The sequence below is a fragment of the Shinella sedimenti genome (assembly GCF_022601905.1).
GTDB classification, from domain to species: domain Bacteria; phylum Pseudomonadota; class Alphaproteobacteria; order Rhizobiales; family Rhizobiaceae; genus Shinella; species Shinella sedimenti.
This window is the reverse complement of sequence record NZ_JAKVIN010000003.1, coordinates 68,320-84,344: the sequence shown is the minus strand read 5'-3', so window position 1 is coordinate 84,344 and position 16,025 is coordinate 68,320. Positions and strand designations below refer to the sequence as shown.

The window sequence follows — 16,025 nt, the reverse complement described above, 5'->3', positions numbered from 1 at the left end:
GGAGGAAAAGGATCATGAGTGAGACAACGACGGCAACGCAACCCGCTCAGGGGTCGCAGCCTTCGCAGGAATTCGAGAAGGTGCTGTCCGGCAGCGCAACGCAGGTCGCGTCCTTCGATACCAACGACAAGACGCCCGTCCAGAAATTCCAGCACTTCCTGCACGGCAATCCCTCTGCCGTGCCGCTCATCGTGCTCGTGCTTTCGGTTGCCGTGTTCGGCATCGTTCTCGGCGGAAAGTTCTTCTCCGCCTTCACGATGACGCTCATCCTCCAGCAGGTGGCGATCGTCGGCATCGTCGGCGCGGCGCAGACGCTGGTGATCCTGACCGCCGGCATCGACCTCTCGGTCGGCGCCATCATGGTGCTCTCCTCCGTCGTGATGGGGCAGTTCACCTTCCGCTACGGCCTGCCGCCATCGGTCGCGGTGCTCTGCGGCCTCGCCTGCGGTGCGCTGTGCGGCTATATCAACGGCCTGCTCGTCGCACGCATGAAGCTGCCACCGTTCATCGTGACGCTCGGCATGTGGCAGATCATCCTCGCCTCGAACTTCCTCTATTCGGCCAACGAGACGATCCGCTCGCAGGACCTCGCCGCGCAGGCCCCGCTGCTCCAGTTCTTCGGCAACAATATCCGTTTCGGCGGCGCGGTCTTCACCTACGGCGTCATCGCCATGGTGCTGCTCGTAGCGCTGCTGTGGTACGTGCTGAACCAGACGGCCTGGGGCCGCCATGTCTATGCCGTCGGTGACGACCCGGACGCAGCGGAACTGGCCGGCGTCAACGTCAAGCGCATGCTCGTCTCGGTCTACACGCTGTCTGGCCTCATCTGCGCACTCGCCGGCTGGGCCCTGATCGGGCGCATCGGATCGGTCTCGCCGACCGCCGGCCAGTTCGCCAACATCGAATCCATCACCGCCGTGGTGATCGGCGGGCTGTCGCTCTTCGGCGGGCGCGGCTCGATCCTCGGCATGATCTTCGGCGCGCTGATCGTCGGCGTGTTCTCGCTTGGCCTTCGCCTCATCGGCACGGACCCGCAATGGACCTATCTCCTGATCGGCGTCCTCATCATCTCGGCAGTGGCAATCGACCAGTGGATTAGAAAGGTAGCAGGCTGATGGCTCTCGAACCCATTCTCACCGCGCGCGGTCTCGTCAAACGCTACGGCCGCGTCACCGCCCTCGACCATGCCGATTTCGACCTCTATCCCGGCGAAATCCTCGCCGTGATCGGCGACAACGGCGCGGGCAAATCCTCGATGATCAAGGCGATCTCCGGCGCCATCACGCCGGACGAGGGCGAGATCCGGCTGGAAGGAAAGCCGATCAACTTCCGTTCGCCGATCGAGGCCCAGAAGGCCGGGATCGAGACGGTCTACCAGAACCTCGCGCTCTCGCCGGCACTGTCGATCGCCGACAACATGTTCCTCGGCCGCGAAATCCGCAAGCCGGGCGTCATGGGCAGCGTGTTCCGCAAGCTCGACCGCGGGGCGATGGAGAAATTCGCCCGTGACAAGCTCTCGGAGCTTGGCCTGATGACGATCCAGAACATCAACCAGGCGGTGGAGACGCTTTCGGGCGGCCAGCGCCAGGGCGTTGCGGTGGCACGGGCCGCCGCCTTCGGTTCCAAGGTCATCATCCTCGACGAGCCGACGGCAGCACTTGGCGTCAAGGAAAGCCGGCGCGTGCTGGAACTCATCCTCGACGTGCGCCGTCGCGGCATTCCCATCGTGCTCATCTCGCACAACATGCCGCATGTCTTCGAAGTGGCGGACCGCATCCATATCCATCGCCTCGGCCGGCGATTGACCGTCATCAACCCGAAGGATTACACCATGTCCGACGCCGTCGCATTCATGACGGGCGCCAAGGTGCCGACGGAGGCCATTGCGGCATGATATCGCCTTCCACCATCGTGGATGCCATCCAGCGGCGCGCGGGGGACGCGCGCCGCTTTCTCGTTGGCTTGGCCGGTCCGCCGGCGGCCGGCAAGTCGACACTCGCCGAGGCGCTGAGGGACGGTCTTCTTGCGCGTGGCGAAAGTGCCGAGATCCTGCCCATGGACGGCTTTCACCTGGATAACGGCATCCTGGCCGAACGGGGCCTCCTGCCGCGCAAGGGCATTCCCGAGACCTTCGACGGCCGCGGTTTCGTCGATATTGTCCATGCGCTCAAACGCGGCGACGACGAGGTTTTCGTGCCGGTCTTCGACCGATCGCGCGAGCTTGCCATCAATGCGGCGCGCGCCATTTCGCATGAGACCCGCTTCGTGCTGGCCGAGGGCAACTACCTGCTCTTGAAGGATGCGCCCTGGGACCGGCTCGACGGCGTCTTCGACTTCACCATCTTCGTCGGCCCGCCCTATGCCGTGCTGGAAGAGCGCCTGCGCCGCCGCTGGATGAGCTATGACCTGCCCGAGGACCAGATCGGCTGGAAGCTTTACGGCAACGATCTGCCGAACGGAAAGCGCATTCTGCAAAACTCCCGCCCCGCCGACCTGCATATCGACCTGTTCTGAGGAATTGTCGTCCGACCCTTCGAGTGCTATCGCAACGCCAAAGACGGGAGAGATGCCGATGACTACAGACCTCACCATTCGCCGCCCCGACGACTGGCACCTGCACCTGCGCGACGGCGCCATGCTGGAGGGCGTGATCGGCGACACCAGCCGCCACTTCGCCCGCGCCATCATCATGCCGAACCTCGTGCCCCCGGTCGTTACCACTGCTGACGCCGCCGCCTATCGCGACCGCATTCTCGCGGCCCTGCCCACGGGCGACCGGTTCGAGCCGCTGATGACGCTCTATCTCACCGAGCACACCGATCCCGATGACGTGGAAGCCGGCTACAGGAGCGACCTCATCCGCGCCGTGAAGCTCTACCCGGCCGGCGCCACCACGAATTCCCACGGCGGCGTGCGCGACATGGACAAGGCGATGCCGGTGCTGGAGCGCATGGCCAGGATCGGCCTGACGCTCTGCGTGCATGGTGAGGTCACGACGCCCGAGGTGGATATTTTCGATCGCGAGGCCGTCTTCATCGAAACCGTGCTCGACCCGCTGCGCGCCCGCCTGCCGGAACTGCGGGTGACGATGGAGCACGTCACCACGAAGAACGGCGTGGACTACATCAAGGCCGCCAAGGCCAACCTCGCCGGCTCGATCACCACGCATCACCTGATCATCAACCGCAACGCCATCCTGGTCGGCGGGATCAAGCCGCACTATTACTGCCTGCCCGTCGCCAAGCGGGAGGAGCACCGCCTTGCGCTGCGCGCCGCCGCGACCTCCGGCGACAAGCGCTTCTTCCTCGGCACCGATTCGGCGCCGCATGTCGATCCGCTGAAGGAATGCGCCTGCGGCTGTGCGGGTATCTACACCTCGATCAACACGATGAGCTGCCTCGCCCATGTGTTCGAAGAAGACGGCGCGCTCGACAGGCTGGAGGCCTTCGCCTCGCTGAACGGCCCGCAATGGTACGGCCTGCCGGCCAATGAAGAGACGATCCGCCTCGTCAGGCGCCCGGAGCCGGTCGCATTCCCGGCAAAGATCGAGACGGGTGCGGGACCGGTGACGGTGTTCGACCCGATGTTCCCGCTGCACTGGGACGTGGTATGATCTCCAGCCTCAGATGAAGGGGCGCGGCCCGCGCTGCAACCCTTCCCAGCCGGCGAGCGCCTGAAGCCCGTCTGCATCGAGGATTTCGCAGCCCCGGTCCTGCCAGCGCATCAGCTGGCGGTCGGAGAGTTTGCGCAGCGTCTTGTTTGTGTGGACGAGCGACAGGCCCAGCGTATCGGCGACATGCTGCTGGGTGATGGGAATGACCAGCCGCCCGCCGTTCAGCCCGGCGCTATGGGCGCGCTGCTGGATGAAGGACAGCAGATACGCGGTGCGCTCCAGTGCCGTGCGACGGCCGATGGACAGCAGGTGCTCGTCGAGAATGCGTTCCTCCAGCGCCGCAATCCAGGTCAGATCGTAACCGAGGGAGGGATGGCGCTCGAAGAGGCGTTCCAGCTTGGCGCGCTCGAAGACGCAGAGCGTGACCGGCGTCAGGGCCTCGACCGAATGGTCCATCTCGCCCATGAGGCTGCCCTGCAGGCCGACGAGGTCGCCCGGCATGACATAGTTCATGATCTGGCGACGGCCGTCCGGCAGGAGCTTGTAGCGAAAGGCCCAGCCCGACAGCACGGTAAAGAGATGGGCGCTGTGCATGCCCTCCACGAGAATGGTCGAACTGCGATCGACCGACAGTTCGCCCGTCTTGAACTGCGCGACGAAATCCAGTTCTCGGGGGGTGAAATCGCGGAATGTCTCGAGCCCGCGGAGGGGACAGTGCTGGCATGGCGTTTGCCACCGGGTTTGCTGCCTGGCCGTCGTTCCGCTCGCCATATTGCCCCCTTTTTCGACCGGACTGGCCTTCGAAACGGGGCAGGCGCGAAGTTGTTCCATCGCACTGACACTATGTCTTTTTTAAATGACACATCGGTGACCACGGCCCACATTCCGCCTCCCCAACCACCCCCCAGGCGGATTCGCATGGACGAGGAGTATCGCGCCATGGACCAGTCGTTTCCCCACATCGTGATCGCCGAACACGAGTTTCTTATCGCTTTGGACGCGGAATATCTCATCCGCTCGGCCATCGATTGCCGTACCACCCTCGTCCGTCCCGAGCAGCTCGGCCAATGGAACCCAGCCGCACTTGCGGATGTGGATCTGTGCCTGATCGACGTTCCGCTCGACATGTCCGGCATCGCGCCGGCGATCCAGCGGCTTATCGATGCCGGCGTGCCGCTGCTTCTGACGACGGTGAGCGAGGCGCACCAGAAGGGCGTCACCGGCTTCGAGACGCTGCCCGTCGCGACCAAGCCCTTCGAGGCCGACACGCTGTTGGCCATGGTCAGGGCGCAGCTGCACCGAGCGGCGCAGCCGGCCGAAGATGCCGATCAGAACTGACGGCCGAGCTTGGCATCCACCGAGTGGCTGTTGGCGCCGCGGACCGCGAAGAAGAGGAAGATCAGCGTCCAGAGAATGGACTTCTCCGCACCCATAAGACCCTCGGCCTTCACGACACCGTGGAAGTAGACGGTGACCGCAAGCACGATCATGGAGGCGAAGGCCGCCGGGCGTGTGAACAGGCCGATAGCGACCAGGATGCCGCCGAAGAATTCGGTGGCGGCAAGCAGCGGCGACCAGAAGACACCCGGATAGAAGCCGAGGCTTTCCACCATGCCGACCGCGCCAAAGGGGTTCATGATCTTGCCGTAGCCGTGCGTGACGAGCAGCAGGCCGGCGGCAACGCGCAGGATCGTCTCGGCGCTTTCATGCAGTGCGGCATAAAGGCCGCCAAGCTTGGGGATGATAAGGCGCGGGCGGGCGGGCGAAACGTCGGTCATGTGGGCTCCGTTCAAAATGTTGCAGTGCACATCCTCTCGGCGATGAGCGCGGCTGCGACAAGATGTCCGTCGACAAAACATGATGAATTAAGTTGACATTTCCGTGAGGGACGCGTGGGCCATCGCCTTGGCGGCAGGATGCCTGTTATAGCTTGCCGACGTTCCAAAGGAGGCAGCCATGTCCGACACCAAGCCGCGCGTTTCCATCCTCTACTGCACCCAGTGCAACTGGCTGCTGCGTGCCGGCTGGATGGCGCAGGAACTGCTGTCGACCTTCTCGGATTCGCTTGGCGAAGTGGCGCTCATTCCCGGCACCGGCGGCAATTTCGAAATCCGCGTGAATGACACCCTGATCTGGGAGCGCAAGCGCGACGGCGGTTTTCCCGGCCCGAAGGACTTAAAGCAGCGCGTGCGCGACATCATCGAGCCGGAGCGCGATCTCGGCCATACCGATCGCGGGTCTGCCCCGGACGCCTGAAACGAAAACGCCTGAAACGAGAACGGCGGGCCTGAAGCCCGCCGCCATTCATGCGCTCGCCGACCGCCTTAGCGGTAGGGCGAATAGCAGACCCGGTAGATGCCGTTACCGGCATGGTAACGGTTGGTATAGGGGTCATAGGTGCGATAGCGGTTCATGCACCAGCGCACATGCGCATTGCGTCCGCCGCCATAGTAACGCGGGCGCTCATAGCGCGGGCGATAGTAGCGGCGCTCATAGCCGTAATGCGGGCGATAATGATGACGGCGATGCCAGCGCCGCTCGCAACCATAGCCGACGCAGAACTGCGCTTCGGTGACGTCGTTTGCGGTCTGGAGCTTGAGCGCAGGCACAGCAAGCGGAGCGGCCTGGGCCGTTCCAAGCGGAGCGATTGCCGAGGCAAGACCCATCGCGCAACCGAAAATGATATTTCGAATCTTCGACATGTTGATCCTCACTATCCTTGCGGGATATTTCCCTTTCACGTCCCTGCCTAGCATTACGGCCACGCATTTTGTTTTATTCGTGATGGCGCGGGCAAGACTGGATGTATCGCGGCAATCGCGATGAGCAAGTGGAGGGGTAAGCAATGAGCCTGAAATTCGGAACCAGCGGACTGCGCGGTCTTTCGGTCGACCTCGAAGGTCCCGCAACGGCGCTTTACGCGACCGCGTTCGCCCGCCACCTGATGGGATCCGGTATCGCGCATCCGGGCGACGAAATACTTGTCGGGCGGGACTTCCGGTCCTCCAGCCCTGCCGTTTCGGCCATTGCCATCGCGGCGCTGCGCAAGGCGGGGCTTGAGCCGCGCGACTGCGGCACCCTTCCGACACCGGCGCTTGCTCTTCTCGGCCTCGAGCGCGGCGCGGCGAGCCTCATGGTGACGGGCTCGCACATTCCCGCAGACCGCAACGGCATCAAGTTCTACCGGCCCGACGGCGAGATCGACAAGGCGGACGAAGCCGCGATCAATGCCGCCGCCGAGGCTTTGCGGAGCGAGGGCACGGTCTTCGATGCGGCACAGGAGACCGCGCCGGACGGGCATGAGGCCGCCATGGCGCTCTATGGCGAGCGCAACCGCACGCTCCTGCCCGAGGGGGGCCTTTCGGGCCTCAGGATCGGCGTCTACCAGCACTCGACGGTGGCGCGTGACCTCTTCGTTGCGGTGCTGGCGCATCATGGCGCCGATGTGGTGGCGCTCGGCCGCTCCGAAACCTTCATTCCGGTGGATACCGAAGCGGTTTCCCCCGAAACCATCGCCCTGCTGCAAGGATGGGCGGCAGAGCACGGCCTCGACGCCATCGTCTCGGCCGACGGCGACGGCGACCGGCCGCTCGTCACCGACGAGACGGGAACGCCGCTGCGCGGCGACCTCATCGGCCTGATTGCCAGCCGCTTTCTCGGCGCAACGGTCGTGGCCACGCCGGTCACCTCCAATTCCGGTATCGAAGCCGCAATCGACGGGCGCGTGCTGCGCACCCGCGTCGGCTCACCCTTCGTGATTGCTGCGATGAACGAGGCCGTGGCGGCGGGCGAAACCGCCGTCGTGGGTTTCGAGGCCAATGGCGGCACGCTCACCGCCACGCCCTTCACCGTGAATGGCCGCACACTGACGCCGCTGCCGACCCGCGACAGTCTGATGGCCGTGCTCGCCGTGCTGGCGCTGGCACAGAGCCGCCGGCAGCCACTCTCAGCCATTTCGGCCGGCTTTTCGCTTCCCGCGGCGGCCAGCGACCGGCTGGAGAACTTTCCCGTGGAAACCAGCGCGGCCCTGATGACGGCACTGCAGAACGGCGCCGACACGCTTGCCACCTTCCTCGCCCCGATCGGCGTACCCGCAAGCGTCAGCGACATCGACGGACTACGGGTGACGCTTGCGGATGCGAGCATCATTCACCTGCGCCCTTCGGGCAACGCGCCGGAAATGCGCTGCTATGTGGAAGCCCGCGACGAAGCAGCTGCCGTCCGGCTGCTGCAGGCCGGCCTCGCGCGCATCCGCGACTGGGCCGCGGCCCGCTAGAGGCGGGCGCGCGGCGGAACGGAAAACAGGCTTTTCGTCAAGCTGTTGCGAAAACTTCAAAAAGCCTGTTGACACCGGAGGGCGGTCCTTCTACATCGCTCTCCGTCGCCCAGATGGCGGAATTGGTAGACGCGCCAGCTTCAGGTGCTGGTACTCGAAAGGGTGTGGAGGTTCGAGTCCTCTTCTGGGCACCAATCCCCTGTTTCAGTTGCCTTCTAAGGCAATGGGAAACATCAAAAAGGCCCCTGCTTCGCGGGGGCCTTTTGCATTTGGGGCAAGCGTGGCCGGCGGGCTTCAGGACGCTTTGGCGTGTGTTTTTTCAGCCCTGTAAAATCTTGCGATTGCGGCTTGCATCGCCGCCTCGTTAGGCACATAAGCCTATAAAATAATCATATGCCTTTTAAAGATCAGGATCATCGTGGCCACACCCCATGACGGTGCCCATAAGTCGGGCATTCTGTCCAAAATCCGGCTTTTCACGCCGATTCTGGCCGGCGCCACGCTGAAGGAAAGGCTGATCGGCTGCTTCGGCGCGCTTCTGGGTATCTGCGTGACCGGTCTCGTCTGCGGCATGGCGATGGGCAACGGCCCGCATCTGCCGCTGATCGTCGCGCCCATCGGCGCATCCGCCGTGTTGCTTTTTGCCGTGCCCGCAAGCCCGCTGGCCCAGCCCTGGCCGATTGTCGGCGGCAACACGATCTCCGCCTTTGCCGGCGTGGCCGTCGCCTCGCTCGTTTCCGATCCGGCACTTGCCATCGGGCTTGCGGTGGCCCTTGCGATCCTCGTGATGTCGCTGACGCGCTCGCTGCATCCGCCGGGTGGTGCCGCCGCGCTGACGGCCGTCATCGGCGGCGCGGCGGTTACGCGCGCCGGCTTCTGGTTTCCCATCGTTCCGATCGCGCTCAACTCGCTGATCCTCGTCCTCGTCGGCATGGCGTTCCACCGGCTGGCGGGGCGGCAATATCCGCATCGTCCGGCCGCCCTCCCCGTCAACACGCATGGAACGGCCGACCCGCCGGCGGCTTTGCGGGCCGGCTTCACGGCCGAGGATATCGATGCGGCCATTGCCCGCCTCGACGAAACGCTCGATGTCAGCCGGGCGGATATCGACGCGCTGCTGCGCGAGGTGGAACAGCAGGCGCTGGCGCGTCGCCATGGCGAACTGACCGTTGACGACATCATGTCGCGCGACGTGGTGACGGTGCGCGCCGACGCCACCCCCGAAGAGGCGCGGCGGAAGCTTCTCGACCACGATATCCGCACGCTGCCCGTGCTCGACGGCGACGGCCGCCTTGCCGGCACGGTCGGGCTTCGCGAGCTGGCGACGACAGAGCCCGGGGCCACGCTGCCCATGACCACGGCAGCGACCGCGCGCCCGTCCGACCCGGCAACGAGCCTTCTGCCACGCCTGACGGATGGCTCGATCCATGCGGTCGTCGTCATCGACGATACCGAGCACGTCATCGGCATCGTTTCCCAGACCGATCTTCTCGCCACCCTGGCCAGAAGCCTCTCCCACAATGCTCGCACCGGCCTGATGGCCGGAAACGGACAGGGTATCTGACCATGCCCGCACGATGTCACCGGGGCCTGTCCTGACGGACGGCCCCGCCAAAAACTGCGAATATGAAACGAAGGAGCGTCGCGATGCCGACAGTCGATGAAAAGCTTGAACCGATCCTCGCCCAGGTTCTACAGCGCAACCCGGCCGAACCGGAATTCCACCAGGCGGCGCGCGAAGTGCTGGAGAGCCTGGGCCTCGTCGTGACGAAGCATCCGGACTACCTGAAGGATGCGCTGATCGAGCGCATCTGCGAGCCGGAGCGCCAGATCATCTTTCGCGTTCCGTGGGTGGACGACAAGGGCCAGGTGCACATCAACCGCGGCTTCCGGGTGCAGTTCAACTCGGCGCTCGGCCCCTACAAGGGCGGCCTGCGCTTCCATCCCTCCGTCAATCTCGGCATCATCAAGTTCCTCGGCTTCGAGCAGATCTTCAAGAACGCGCTGACAGGCCTGCCCATCGGCGGCGGTAAGGGCGGCTCGGACTTCGACCCGAAGGGCCGCTCGGAAGGCGAGATCATGCGCTTCTGCCAGTCCTTCATGACCGAACTGCACCGCCATCTCGGTGAGCATACGGACGTGCCGGCCGGCGATATCGGCGTCAGCGGCCGCGAGATCGGCTGGATGTTCGGCCAGTACAAGCGCCTCACCAACCGTTTCGAGGCTGGCGTCTTCACGGGCAAGGGCCTGAGCTACGGCGGCTCGCTGGTACGCAAGGAGGCGACCGGCTACGGCGCGGTCTACTTCACCCGCGCCATGCTCGAAAGCCGCGGCACGGATTTCGAAGGCAAGAAGGTCACGGTCTCGGGCTCCGGCAACGTCGCCGTCTACGCCATGGAACAGGCGATCAAGTACGGTGCGACCGTCGTCGCCTGCTCCGACAGCAGCGGCTACGTGCATGACGCCGACGGCATCGACCTCGACCTCGTCAAGGACATCAAGGAAGTGCGCCGCGAACGCATGTCGGACTATGTGCGCTTGAAGAAGTCGGCACATTTCATTCCGACAGGCAAGGGCTCGATCTGGGACGTGGCCTGCGACGTGGCACTGCCCTGCGCCACGCAGAACGAGCTGACCGGCAAGGACGCCAAGACGCTGATCGCAAACGGCGTCATCGCGGTCGCGGAAGGCGCCAACATGCCGTCCACGCCGGAAGCCGTGCGCGCCTTCCAGGAATCCGGCGTGCTGTTTGGCCCGGGCAAGGCGGCCAATGCCGGTGGCGTCGCGACCTCGGCTCTGGAAATGCAGCAGAATGCCAGCCGCGATAGCTGGAGCTTCGAGCAGGCCCGCGAGCGCCTCGGCCAGATCATGCAGGGCATTCACGACCGTTGCGCCGAGACGGCGGACGAATATGGCGCCAAGGGCAACTACGTGCTCGGCGCCAATATCGCGGGCTTCATCCGCGTAGCGGAAGCCATGCGCGCGCAGGGCGTGATCTGACCGCTTCGCCTCTCAGGCAGCCGACGGCCCGGGACCTTCTCCCGGGCCGTTTTCGTTGGCCGGCACGAAGTTGCGTTGTTCGAACCCGCCCGCGACGAGGCGGAAGGCCGGCCTTTGCGCCGGTGCGGCCTCGCCCATCAAGGGCTGGAAATGCACCCGTTCCAGTGCGAGCCAGTCACGCCGGCCCTCGGGGCGGGCAAAGGCGATCATCTCGCCTTCGCGGAGCCCCAGCAAGGCGAGGCCGTAGAAGGTGGTGATCGGCAGGAAAGCGCCGCCGGGCACGTATGTGCCGGGAAGGCAGAGCGTGCGGGTATCGGTGAGGCCGCTTGCGCAGTGGAAGGTCACGCGCGCATCGATCATCGCAAGGTCGGAGGGCACAGCGCTCTGTGCCGGCAGGCGGGCGGCGACAAGCTTGCGGTCGAGCAGCGCCTTCCATTCCTGCGTCAGCGGCGGGCGGTCGCGCGCCATCTTTTCCAGCACATAGGCGTCGCGCGCCACAAGCATTCCCGGTTCGCGTTTCATCGTGTTCTCCATCCGCCCGGAGGGCGGGTTCCAGATATTCATGGTGGAGAGCCCCCTGGCCGCGCGGCACAGGGGGTCACGATCCTGCGACGAGGCAACCTCCGATGCGCCCGGATGCGGGGAAGGACAGGAACTTCATGGGTGTGGCGGCCTAGGAGGCGTGGGCGTCCGGCACGCCGTCATGCACGGCGATGACCGAAAGGCGGCGCGGCTTGCCGTCGCGCGCGGACCATTCGATCTTATGGCCGGCCGACATGCCGATGAGCGCGGCACCGACCGATGTCAGCACCGAGATGCGCTTGCGGGCGATATCCGCATCCTTGGGGAAGACGAGCTCGGCCGTCTGCGCCGGCTCGTCGTCGATCTGAAATTCAACGACGGAGCCCATGCGCACGATGCCGGGCGCCATGCGCGCATCGTCGATGACCTTGGCGCGGTCGAGCTCGGTCGCCAGCTGCTCGGCCGAATGCGGATCGCGCTCGGCCAGCATGTCGGCGAGATTGGACAGGCGCGCATGTTCGGAACGCGCGATGGTGATGGTGGGCAGGCGGCTGCCCTTGGTCTTTGCGGTCATGGAAACCTCACGACACGTTGCTTCGCGGCCCGTCGGGCGCACGGAATAGGAAAAAGGGAGATGGTGTCGCGCTTTACCGGTGCGGTATGTGGAAATGCACAGAACCGCAATGCCCCGCGGCCGGGGCGCGACGCGACCGAGCCGAGGGGCTAGTGTCCTGCGAGAGGAAACAACCGTTTCAAGAACCGGGCAATGGAAGGCGTCGTGATCATGCCTATAAGATGGGGTGAGCATGGGCGCAAAGTCAAGTCAAAGGCGGCAATGACGCTTGTTGCCAGACGCATCTGCGCGCCGCAGAGGTGAATTCGTTTGCCCAAGGGGCGAAAGCGCGCGATCCTAACCCGACGGCGTTCCCGCAAGGGCTGTTTCATGGATGAAGACGACAAGCCTGCTTCCCTCGCTTCGCCGGCCTGTTTGCTGCACGAGGTCGACCCCGACTATGCCGGGCTGCCCGGCCCCACCGAACCGCGCGACTGGCCACAGGTCAACCGTTGGCGCAAGGCCGAGCGGGAACGGTTGATCGCCGCGCGCCTTGCCATGCCGGCCGAGAGACGGGCGGCGTTCGGCGCGGCGATCGCCGCGCAGGCGCTGGCGGAGATCGGTGCGGCGGACGGGCTCGTGGTCAGCGCCTACTGGCCGTTTCGCGGCGAGCCGGACCTGCGCCCGCTGCTGCAAACCCTCGCCGCATCGGGCGGGCGGACCGCCCTGCCCGTGGTCATCGCCAAGGGTCAGCCGCTGGAATTTCATGCCTGGCAGCCGGGCGATCCGCTCGAACGGGGCGTCTGGAACATCCCGATCCCCGCTGTACCGCATCCCGTTATTCCCGATGTCGTAATCGCGCCTGTCGTGGGCTATGACCCGGCCTGCTATCGGCTGGGCTATGGCGGCGGGTTCTTCGACCGGACGCTGGCGGCCCTGCCGCGCAGACCGCGCATCATCGGCGTCGGCTACAGCGGCGCGCGATGCATGACGATCCATCCCCAGCCGCATGACATTGCGATGGACATGATCGTGACGGAAAACGGGGTGGTTCGGCCCTATGACTGCACGACCCGCGCCTTGACGTAGAGTGCGCGCCCGGCAAACCAGCCGTTGACGGCGGCGCCCAACCCGAGCAGCACGAACAGCGCGGCGCTCCAGGCGAAGCTGCCCGTCCAGCCGCGAATGAGGCCGACGACGAACGGGCCGATGGCGGCCAGGAGATATCCGACGCATTGCGCCATGCCGGACAGATGCGCAGCGACGATGGGTTCGGGCGAACGCAGCACAATGACGGTTAGCGCCACCGCGATCAGCCCGCCCTGCCCGATGCCCTGCAACACCGCCCAGAACCAGACGGACCACAGCGGCGCGAAAAGCATGCCGATGAGCGCGACAACGGCCACGACGCACAGCGCGGCATTGATCAGTCGCTGATCGCGGCCGCGCACCGCCAGATGCGGCGCGACGAGGCAGGCGGCGGCCTGCACCATGATGGACACCGAGACGACGGCCCCGGCCGTTACGCCATCAAGACCGCGCTCGCGCAGAATGGGCACCATCCAGCCGAAGACGCAGTAGGCGAGTGCGGATTGCAGGCCCATGAACAGGGTGACGTGCCAGGCGAGGCGATCGCCCCACAGGCCTTCGACACGCACGGCGGCGCGCCGCACCTGCCCGCGGCTCATCACCACCTGCGGCAGCCAGAGCAGGCTGACGACAAGGGCGGGCAGCGCCCAGATTGCCAGCGCGGCGGAAAACGAGCCGCCCAGCGCATGCTCGATGGGCAACGTCAGCCCGGAGGCACCGGCCGCGCCGGCGCACATGGTCATGGTATAGAGACCCGTCATCAGCGCGGCCTTGTCTGGAAAATCGCGTTTGACCAGACCGGGCAGCAGCACATTGCCGACTGCGATGCAGGCGCCGGCAAGTGCCGTGCCCAGAAAGAGCAGCGGAATGGAGGACAGGCCGCGCATGGCCGTGCCGAGCGCCAGAAGCACCACGACACCCAGCAGCGTGCGCTCCGTGCCGATGCGCTGTGCAAGGCGGGGGGCTAGCGGCGAGAACAGGCCGAGGCAGACGACGGGCAGCGTTGTCAGCAGGCTCGCACCGGTGGCCGACAGGCCGAGCACATTGCGGATTTCCGGCAGGAGCGCCGACGCGCTCGAAAACAGCGGCCGCAGGTTGAAGGCAATGAGCACGAGGCTCAAGCCGAGCAGAAAGCGCGCAAGCCGGCTTTTCGGCCGATGCGCCGCCGGCGGCGGCACGCTACCTTCTTCGGCCTCGATCAGCTCGATGGAACCGGGATCGGGACGCGCGGTCATGACAGCAGCATCCGGTCGAGCGCCGACAGAATGGGTGCGGTAAGCGCGCGCACGGCGGCATCCGCGGCGTCAGGGCTGCCGGTCGCGATGGCATCGATGATGGCCGCATGGGCCGCCGTGTCGGGCTCGGGCAATTCGGCGCCGAGCGTCGCCTCGATCGTCTCGGCAATCAGTGTGGAGAAGAAATCGTACATGCCGATCAGCACCGCATTGCGCGAGGCCGCGACGACCCCGCGGTGGAAGGCAAGGTCGCGCGCGATGAAACCGGACTGGTCGGCGCCGTCGGAGGGACCGCGCGCGGCCAGCAGCGCCCGAAGGTTTGCGATATCGGCGGCATTGTGCCTTGCTGCCGCGAGGCGCGCGGCCTGCGTATCAAGCGCAAGCCGCGTTTCAAACTGGTCGCGCAGCCCGGCGCGCCGCGCCATGACGAGCGGGCCGGCGACATCGGCGACGGACAGGACATAGGTGCCCGATCCCTGCCGCGTTTCGAGATAGCCCTGCGAGGCCAGAACCCGCACCGCCTCACGCACGGTGCCACGGCTGACGGACAGCATGGCGGACAGGGTCGCCTCGTTGGGCAGCTTTTCGCCCACCGCCCAGCGGCGGGAGAGGATTTCCGCGCGGATCGCCTGCACGGCGGTATCGGCGAGGGAGGTCTTGCTGATTGTCCGCATTTTCAACTCATAAAATCATCGGATGACCTTACCTAATCTGTTTCGGCGCTCGTGCCAAGGGTCTTTTGTCGGCCATGGTGAGTGCCGAGCACCCTTGCAATGCGCGACCACCACGGCTCGACGAACCGAACGCGGGAAAAGCAGCGTTTGGCGGCCTCCATGTGCCCAATTCGCGCGGCCGGGAAAGACAGCGAGCGCGCCCGATGTCGCGGATGCCACCGTCATGTTCGCCAGCAGCGGGGCGGGCGTGATGCGGCCGCGATTGATGGCGCGGCGCGGGCGCTGTATTTGTCTTGTCGACAATAGGATATTCCGATGAGCGACACCCCTTCCGAACGCAAGCGCGGCTCCGGTGCGAAGATGGTCTACGACCTCCTGCGCGACGAAATACTCGACCTCAAGCTCGCGCCGGGCAGCCCGATCGACGAGGTGCAGCTTGCCGAGCGCTTCGGCATGTCGCGCACGCCGATCCGCGAGGCCCTGGTCCGGCTGTCAGGCGAGGGGCTTATCGAGACCCTGCCCAACCGCTCGACGATGGTTGCGGCTATCGATTTCCTGAATCTGAGCCCGCTCTTCGACGCGCTGGTGCTGATGTATCGCGTGACGACGCGGCTTGCCGCGCAAAACCACCGCGCCGAGGACCTTCCCATCCTTCACGGCCTGCATGCGGACTATGCCGCGTCGGTCGCCGCACGCGACACGTCAGCGATGATCGCCACCAATGCGGCCTTTCATGCCGCCATCGCGGAGGCGGGCCGCAATCCCTATTTTACCGGCCTGTTCAGCCGCCTGCTCGATGAGTCGCGGCGCATGCTGCATCTCTACTACCGCTCCTACGAGGAGCAGTTTCCGCAGCGTTTCGTCGATGAGCATGCCGAGATCATCGCCGCCATCGAAGCGCGTGACCTCGACGCCGCTGATCGCCTGGGCAAGGCCCATGCCGAGGCGATCGTCGTACAGGTGCAGGCACTCTTCAGCCGCAATGACCGGCTCGATATTCAGCTTTAAGGGCATCAATTCTTTTTTGTCGACAAATAGAATACAGACTGATATATCACGTTGC

General features: G+C 65.3%; 18 protein-coding genes and 1 tRNA gene. 12 read left to right on the top strand and 7 right to left on the bottom strand.

Annotation, left to right across the window (positions count from 1 at the left end):
* Positions 1-14: 14 nt before the first annotated feature.
* From MKI86_RS07760 to pyrC, 4 genes are read left to right on the top strand one after another with little or no spacing between them, the layout of a single operon-like run.
* Positions 15-1,115 (top strand): ABC transporter permease, encoded by a 1,101-nt coding sequence (locus tag MKI86_RS07760; protein WP_241599543.1) that lies wholly within the window; start codon positions 15-17, stop codon positions 1,113-1,115.
* A complete protein-coding gene (locus MKI86_RS07755; RefSeq protein ID WP_241599541.1) occupies positions 1,115-1,894 on the top strand; it encodes an ATP-binding cassette domain-containing protein in 780 nt (259 codons plus the stop codon). Before MKI86_RS07760 ends, MKI86_RS07755 begins: the two co-directional genes overlap by 1 nt.
* Positions 1,891-2,514: a nucleoside triphosphate hydrolase gene (locus MKI86_RS07750; protein ID WP_241599538.1), complete on the top strand. Its 624-nt coding sequence runs from the start codon at positions 1,891-1,893 to the stop codon at positions 2,512-2,514. Before MKI86_RS07755 ends, MKI86_RS07750 begins: the two co-directional genes overlap by 4 nt.
* Before the next feature lie 58 nt (positions 2,515-2,572).
* A complete protein-coding gene (pyrC, locus tag MKI86_RS07745) occupies positions 2,573-3,613 on the top strand; it encodes a dihydroorotase (protein WP_241599536.1) in 1,041 nt (346 codons plus the stop codon).
* Positions 3,614-3,622: 9 nt separating this feature from the next.
* Here the strand turns inward: pyrC and MKI86_RS07740 are convergent, their stop codons facing one another.
* Positions 3,623-4,384, bottom strand: a complete 762-nt coding sequence (locus MKI86_RS07740) for a Crp/Fnr family transcriptional regulator (RefSeq protein WP_241599534.1) — start codon at positions 4,382-4,384, stop codon at positions 3,623-3,625.
* A gap of 147 nt (positions 4,385-4,531) precedes the next feature.
* Between MKI86_RS07740 and MKI86_RS07735 the strand changes: the two genes are divergently transcribed.
* Positions 4,532-4,951, top strand: a complete 420-nt coding sequence (locus MKI86_RS07735; protein ID WP_241599533.1) for a response regulator transcription factor — start codon at positions 4,532-4,534, stop codon at positions 4,949-4,951.
* Here the strand turns inward: MKI86_RS07735 and MKI86_RS07730 are convergent.
* Complete coding sequence (locus MKI86_RS07730; RefSeq protein WP_241599530.1) at positions 4,942-5,391, bottom strand: DoxX family protein; 450 nt, start codon at positions 5,389-5,391, stop codon at positions 4,942-4,944. The genes MKI86_RS07735 and MKI86_RS07730 overlap by 10 nt on opposite strands.
* A gap of 178 nt (positions 5,392-5,569) precedes the next feature.
* Between MKI86_RS07730 and MKI86_RS07725 the strand changes: the two genes are divergently transcribed.
* On the top strand, positions 5,570-5,869 hold the full coding sequence (locus MKI86_RS07725; RefSeq protein ID WP_241599528.1) for an Rdx family protein: 300 nt from the start codon (positions 5,570-5,572) through the stop codon (positions 5,867-5,869).
* Between the two features lie 68 nt (positions 5,870-5,937).
* Here MKI86_RS07725 and MKI86_RS07720 read toward each other — a convergent pair whose 3' ends face one another.
* Positions 5,938-6,315, bottom strand: a complete 378-nt coding sequence (locus MKI86_RS07720) for a BA14K family protein (RefSeq protein ID WP_241599526.1) — start codon at positions 6,313-6,315, stop codon at positions 5,938-5,940.
* A gap of 143 nt (positions 6,316-6,458) precedes the next feature.
* Between MKI86_RS07720 and MKI86_RS07715 the strand changes: the two genes are divergently transcribed.
* The 4 genes from MKI86_RS07715 to gdhA all read left to right on the top strand — a co-directional run bounded on the left by MKI86_RS07715 (position 6,459) and on the right by gdhA (position 10,889).
* Positions 6,459-7,889: a phosphomannomutase gene (locus MKI86_RS07715; protein ID WP_241599524.1), complete on the top strand. Its 1,431-nt coding sequence runs from the start codon at positions 6,459-6,461 to the stop codon at positions 7,887-7,889.
* A gap of 107 nt (positions 7,890-7,996) precedes the next feature.
* Positions 7,997-8,083 (top strand) — tRNA-Leu (locus MKI86_RS07710).
* Between the two features lie 218 nt (positions 8,084-8,301).
* On the top strand, positions 8,302-9,453 hold the full coding sequence (locus MKI86_RS07705) for an HPP family protein (RefSeq protein ID WP_370879938.1): 1,152 nt from the start codon (positions 8,302-8,304) through the stop codon (positions 9,451-9,453).
* An 83-nt stretch (positions 9,454-9,536) separates the two neighbouring features.
* Complete coding sequence (gene gdhA / locus MKI86_RS07700) at positions 9,537-10,889, top strand: NADP-specific glutamate dehydrogenase (protein WP_241599519.1); 1,353 nt, start codon at positions 9,537-9,539, stop codon at positions 10,887-10,889.
* Between the two features lie 12 nt (positions 10,890-10,901).
* On the opposite strand, the gene MKI86_RS07695 is transcribed toward gdhA, so the two are convergent.
* Both MKI86_RS07695 and rnk read right to left on the bottom strand, forming a co-directional pair.
* A complete protein-coding gene (locus MKI86_RS07695) occupies positions 10,902-11,411 on the bottom strand; it encodes a GreA/GreB family elongation factor (RefSeq protein ID WP_241599517.1) in 510 nt (169 codons plus the stop codon).
* A 151-nt stretch (positions 11,412-11,562) separates the two neighbouring features.
* Entirely contained in the window at positions 11,563-11,985 is a 423-nt protein-coding gene (gene rnk / locus MKI86_RS07690; protein WP_241599516.1) for a nucleoside diphosphate kinase regulator, read from the bottom strand.
* A gap of 369 nt (positions 11,986-12,354) precedes the next feature.
* Between rnk and MKI86_RS07685 the strand changes: the two genes are divergently transcribed.
* Positions 12,355-13,053, top strand: coding sequence for a 5-formyltetrahydrofolate cyclo-ligase (locus MKI86_RS07685; RefSeq protein WP_241599514.1), 699 nt, complete (start codon positions 12,355-12,357; stop codon positions 13,051-13,053).
* Here MKI86_RS07685 and MKI86_RS07680 read toward each other — a convergent pair.
* Both MKI86_RS07680 and MKI86_RS07675 read right to left on the bottom strand, forming a co-directional pair.
* Entirely contained in the window at positions 13,023-14,288 is a 1,266-nt protein-coding gene (locus MKI86_RS07680) for a CynX/NimT family MFS transporter (RefSeq protein WP_241599512.1), read from the bottom strand. The two genes, MKI86_RS07685 and MKI86_RS07680, sit on opposite strands and share 31 nt — an antisense overlap.
* Entirely contained in the window at positions 14,285-14,962 is a 678-nt protein-coding gene (locus tag MKI86_RS07675; RefSeq protein WP_241599510.1) for a FadR/GntR family transcriptional regulator, read from the bottom strand. Before MKI86_RS07675 ends, MKI86_RS07680 begins: the two co-directional genes overlap by 4 nt.
* A gap of 315 nt (positions 14,963-15,277) precedes the next feature.
* Here MKI86_RS07675 and MKI86_RS07670 point away from each other — a divergent pair, with 315 nt between their 5' ends.
* A complete protein-coding gene (locus MKI86_RS07670; protein WP_241599496.1) occupies positions 15,278-15,970 on the top strand; it encodes a GntR family transcriptional regulator in 693 nt (230 codons plus the stop codon).
* The last annotated feature ends 55 nt before the right edge of the window (positions 15,971-16,025 follow it).

Coding starts and splice junctions, on each gene's coding strand:
- MKI86_RS07760 (WP_241599543.1), top strand. CDS start 15: ATGAGTGAGACAACGACGGCAACGCAACCCGCTCAGGGGTCGCAGCCT.
- MKI86_RS07755 (WP_241599541.1), top strand. CDS start 1,115: ATGGCTCTCGAACCCATTCTCACCGCGCGCGGTCTCGTCAAACGCTAC.
- MKI86_RS07750 (WP_241599538.1), top strand. CDS start 1,891: ATGATATCGCCTTCCACCATCGTGGATGCCATCCAGCGGCGCGCGGGG.
- pyrC (WP_241599536.1), top strand. CDS start 2,573: ATGACTACAGACCTCACCATTCGCCGCCCCGACGACTGGCACCTGCAC.
- MKI86_RS07740 (WP_241599534.1), bottom strand. CDS start 4,384: ATGGCGAGCGGAACGACGGCCAGGCAGCAAACCCGGTGGCAAACGCCA.
- MKI86_RS07735 (WP_241599533.1), top strand. CDS start 4,532: ATGGACGAGGAGTATCGCGCCATGGACCAGTCGTTTCCCCACATCGTG.
- MKI86_RS07730 (WP_241599530.1), bottom strand. CDS start 5,391: ATGACCGACGTTTCGCCCGCCCGCCCGCGCCTTATCATCCCCAAGCTT.
- MKI86_RS07725 (WP_241599528.1), top strand. CDS start 5,570: ATGTCCGACACCAAGCCGCGCGTTTCCATCCTCTACTGCACCCAGTGC.
- MKI86_RS07720 (WP_241599526.1), bottom strand. CDS start 6,315: ATGTCGAAGATTCGAAATATCATTTTCGGTTGCGCGATGGGTCTTGCC.
- MKI86_RS07715 (WP_241599524.1), top strand. CDS start 6,459: ATGAGCCTGAAATTCGGAACCAGCGGACTGCGCGGTCTTTCGGTCGAC.
- gdhA (WP_241599519.1), top strand. CDS start 9,537: ATGCCGACAGTCGATGAAAAGCTTGAACCGATCCTCGCCCAGGTTCTA.
- MKI86_RS07695 (WP_241599517.1), bottom strand. CDS start 11,411: ATGAAACGCGAACCGGGAATGCTTGTGGCGCGCGACGCCTATGTGCTG.
- rnk (WP_241599516.1), bottom strand. CDS start 11,985: ATGACCGCAAAGACCAAGGGCAGCCGCCTGCCCACCATCACCATCGCG.
- MKI86_RS07685 (WP_241599514.1), top strand. CDS start 12,355: ATGGATGAAGACGACAAGCCTGCTTCCCTCGCTTCGCCGGCCTGTTTG.
- MKI86_RS07680 (WP_241599512.1), bottom strand. CDS start 14,288: ATGACCGCGCGTCCCGATCCCGGTTCCATCGAGCTGATCGAGGCCGAA.
- MKI86_RS07675 (WP_241599510.1), bottom strand. CDS start 14,962: ATGCGGACAATCAGCAAGACCTCCCTCGCCGATACCGCCGTGCAGGCG.
- MKI86_RS07670 (WP_241599496.1), top strand. CDS start 15,278: ATGAGCGACACCCCTTCCGAACGCAAGCGCGGCTCCGGTGCGAAGATG.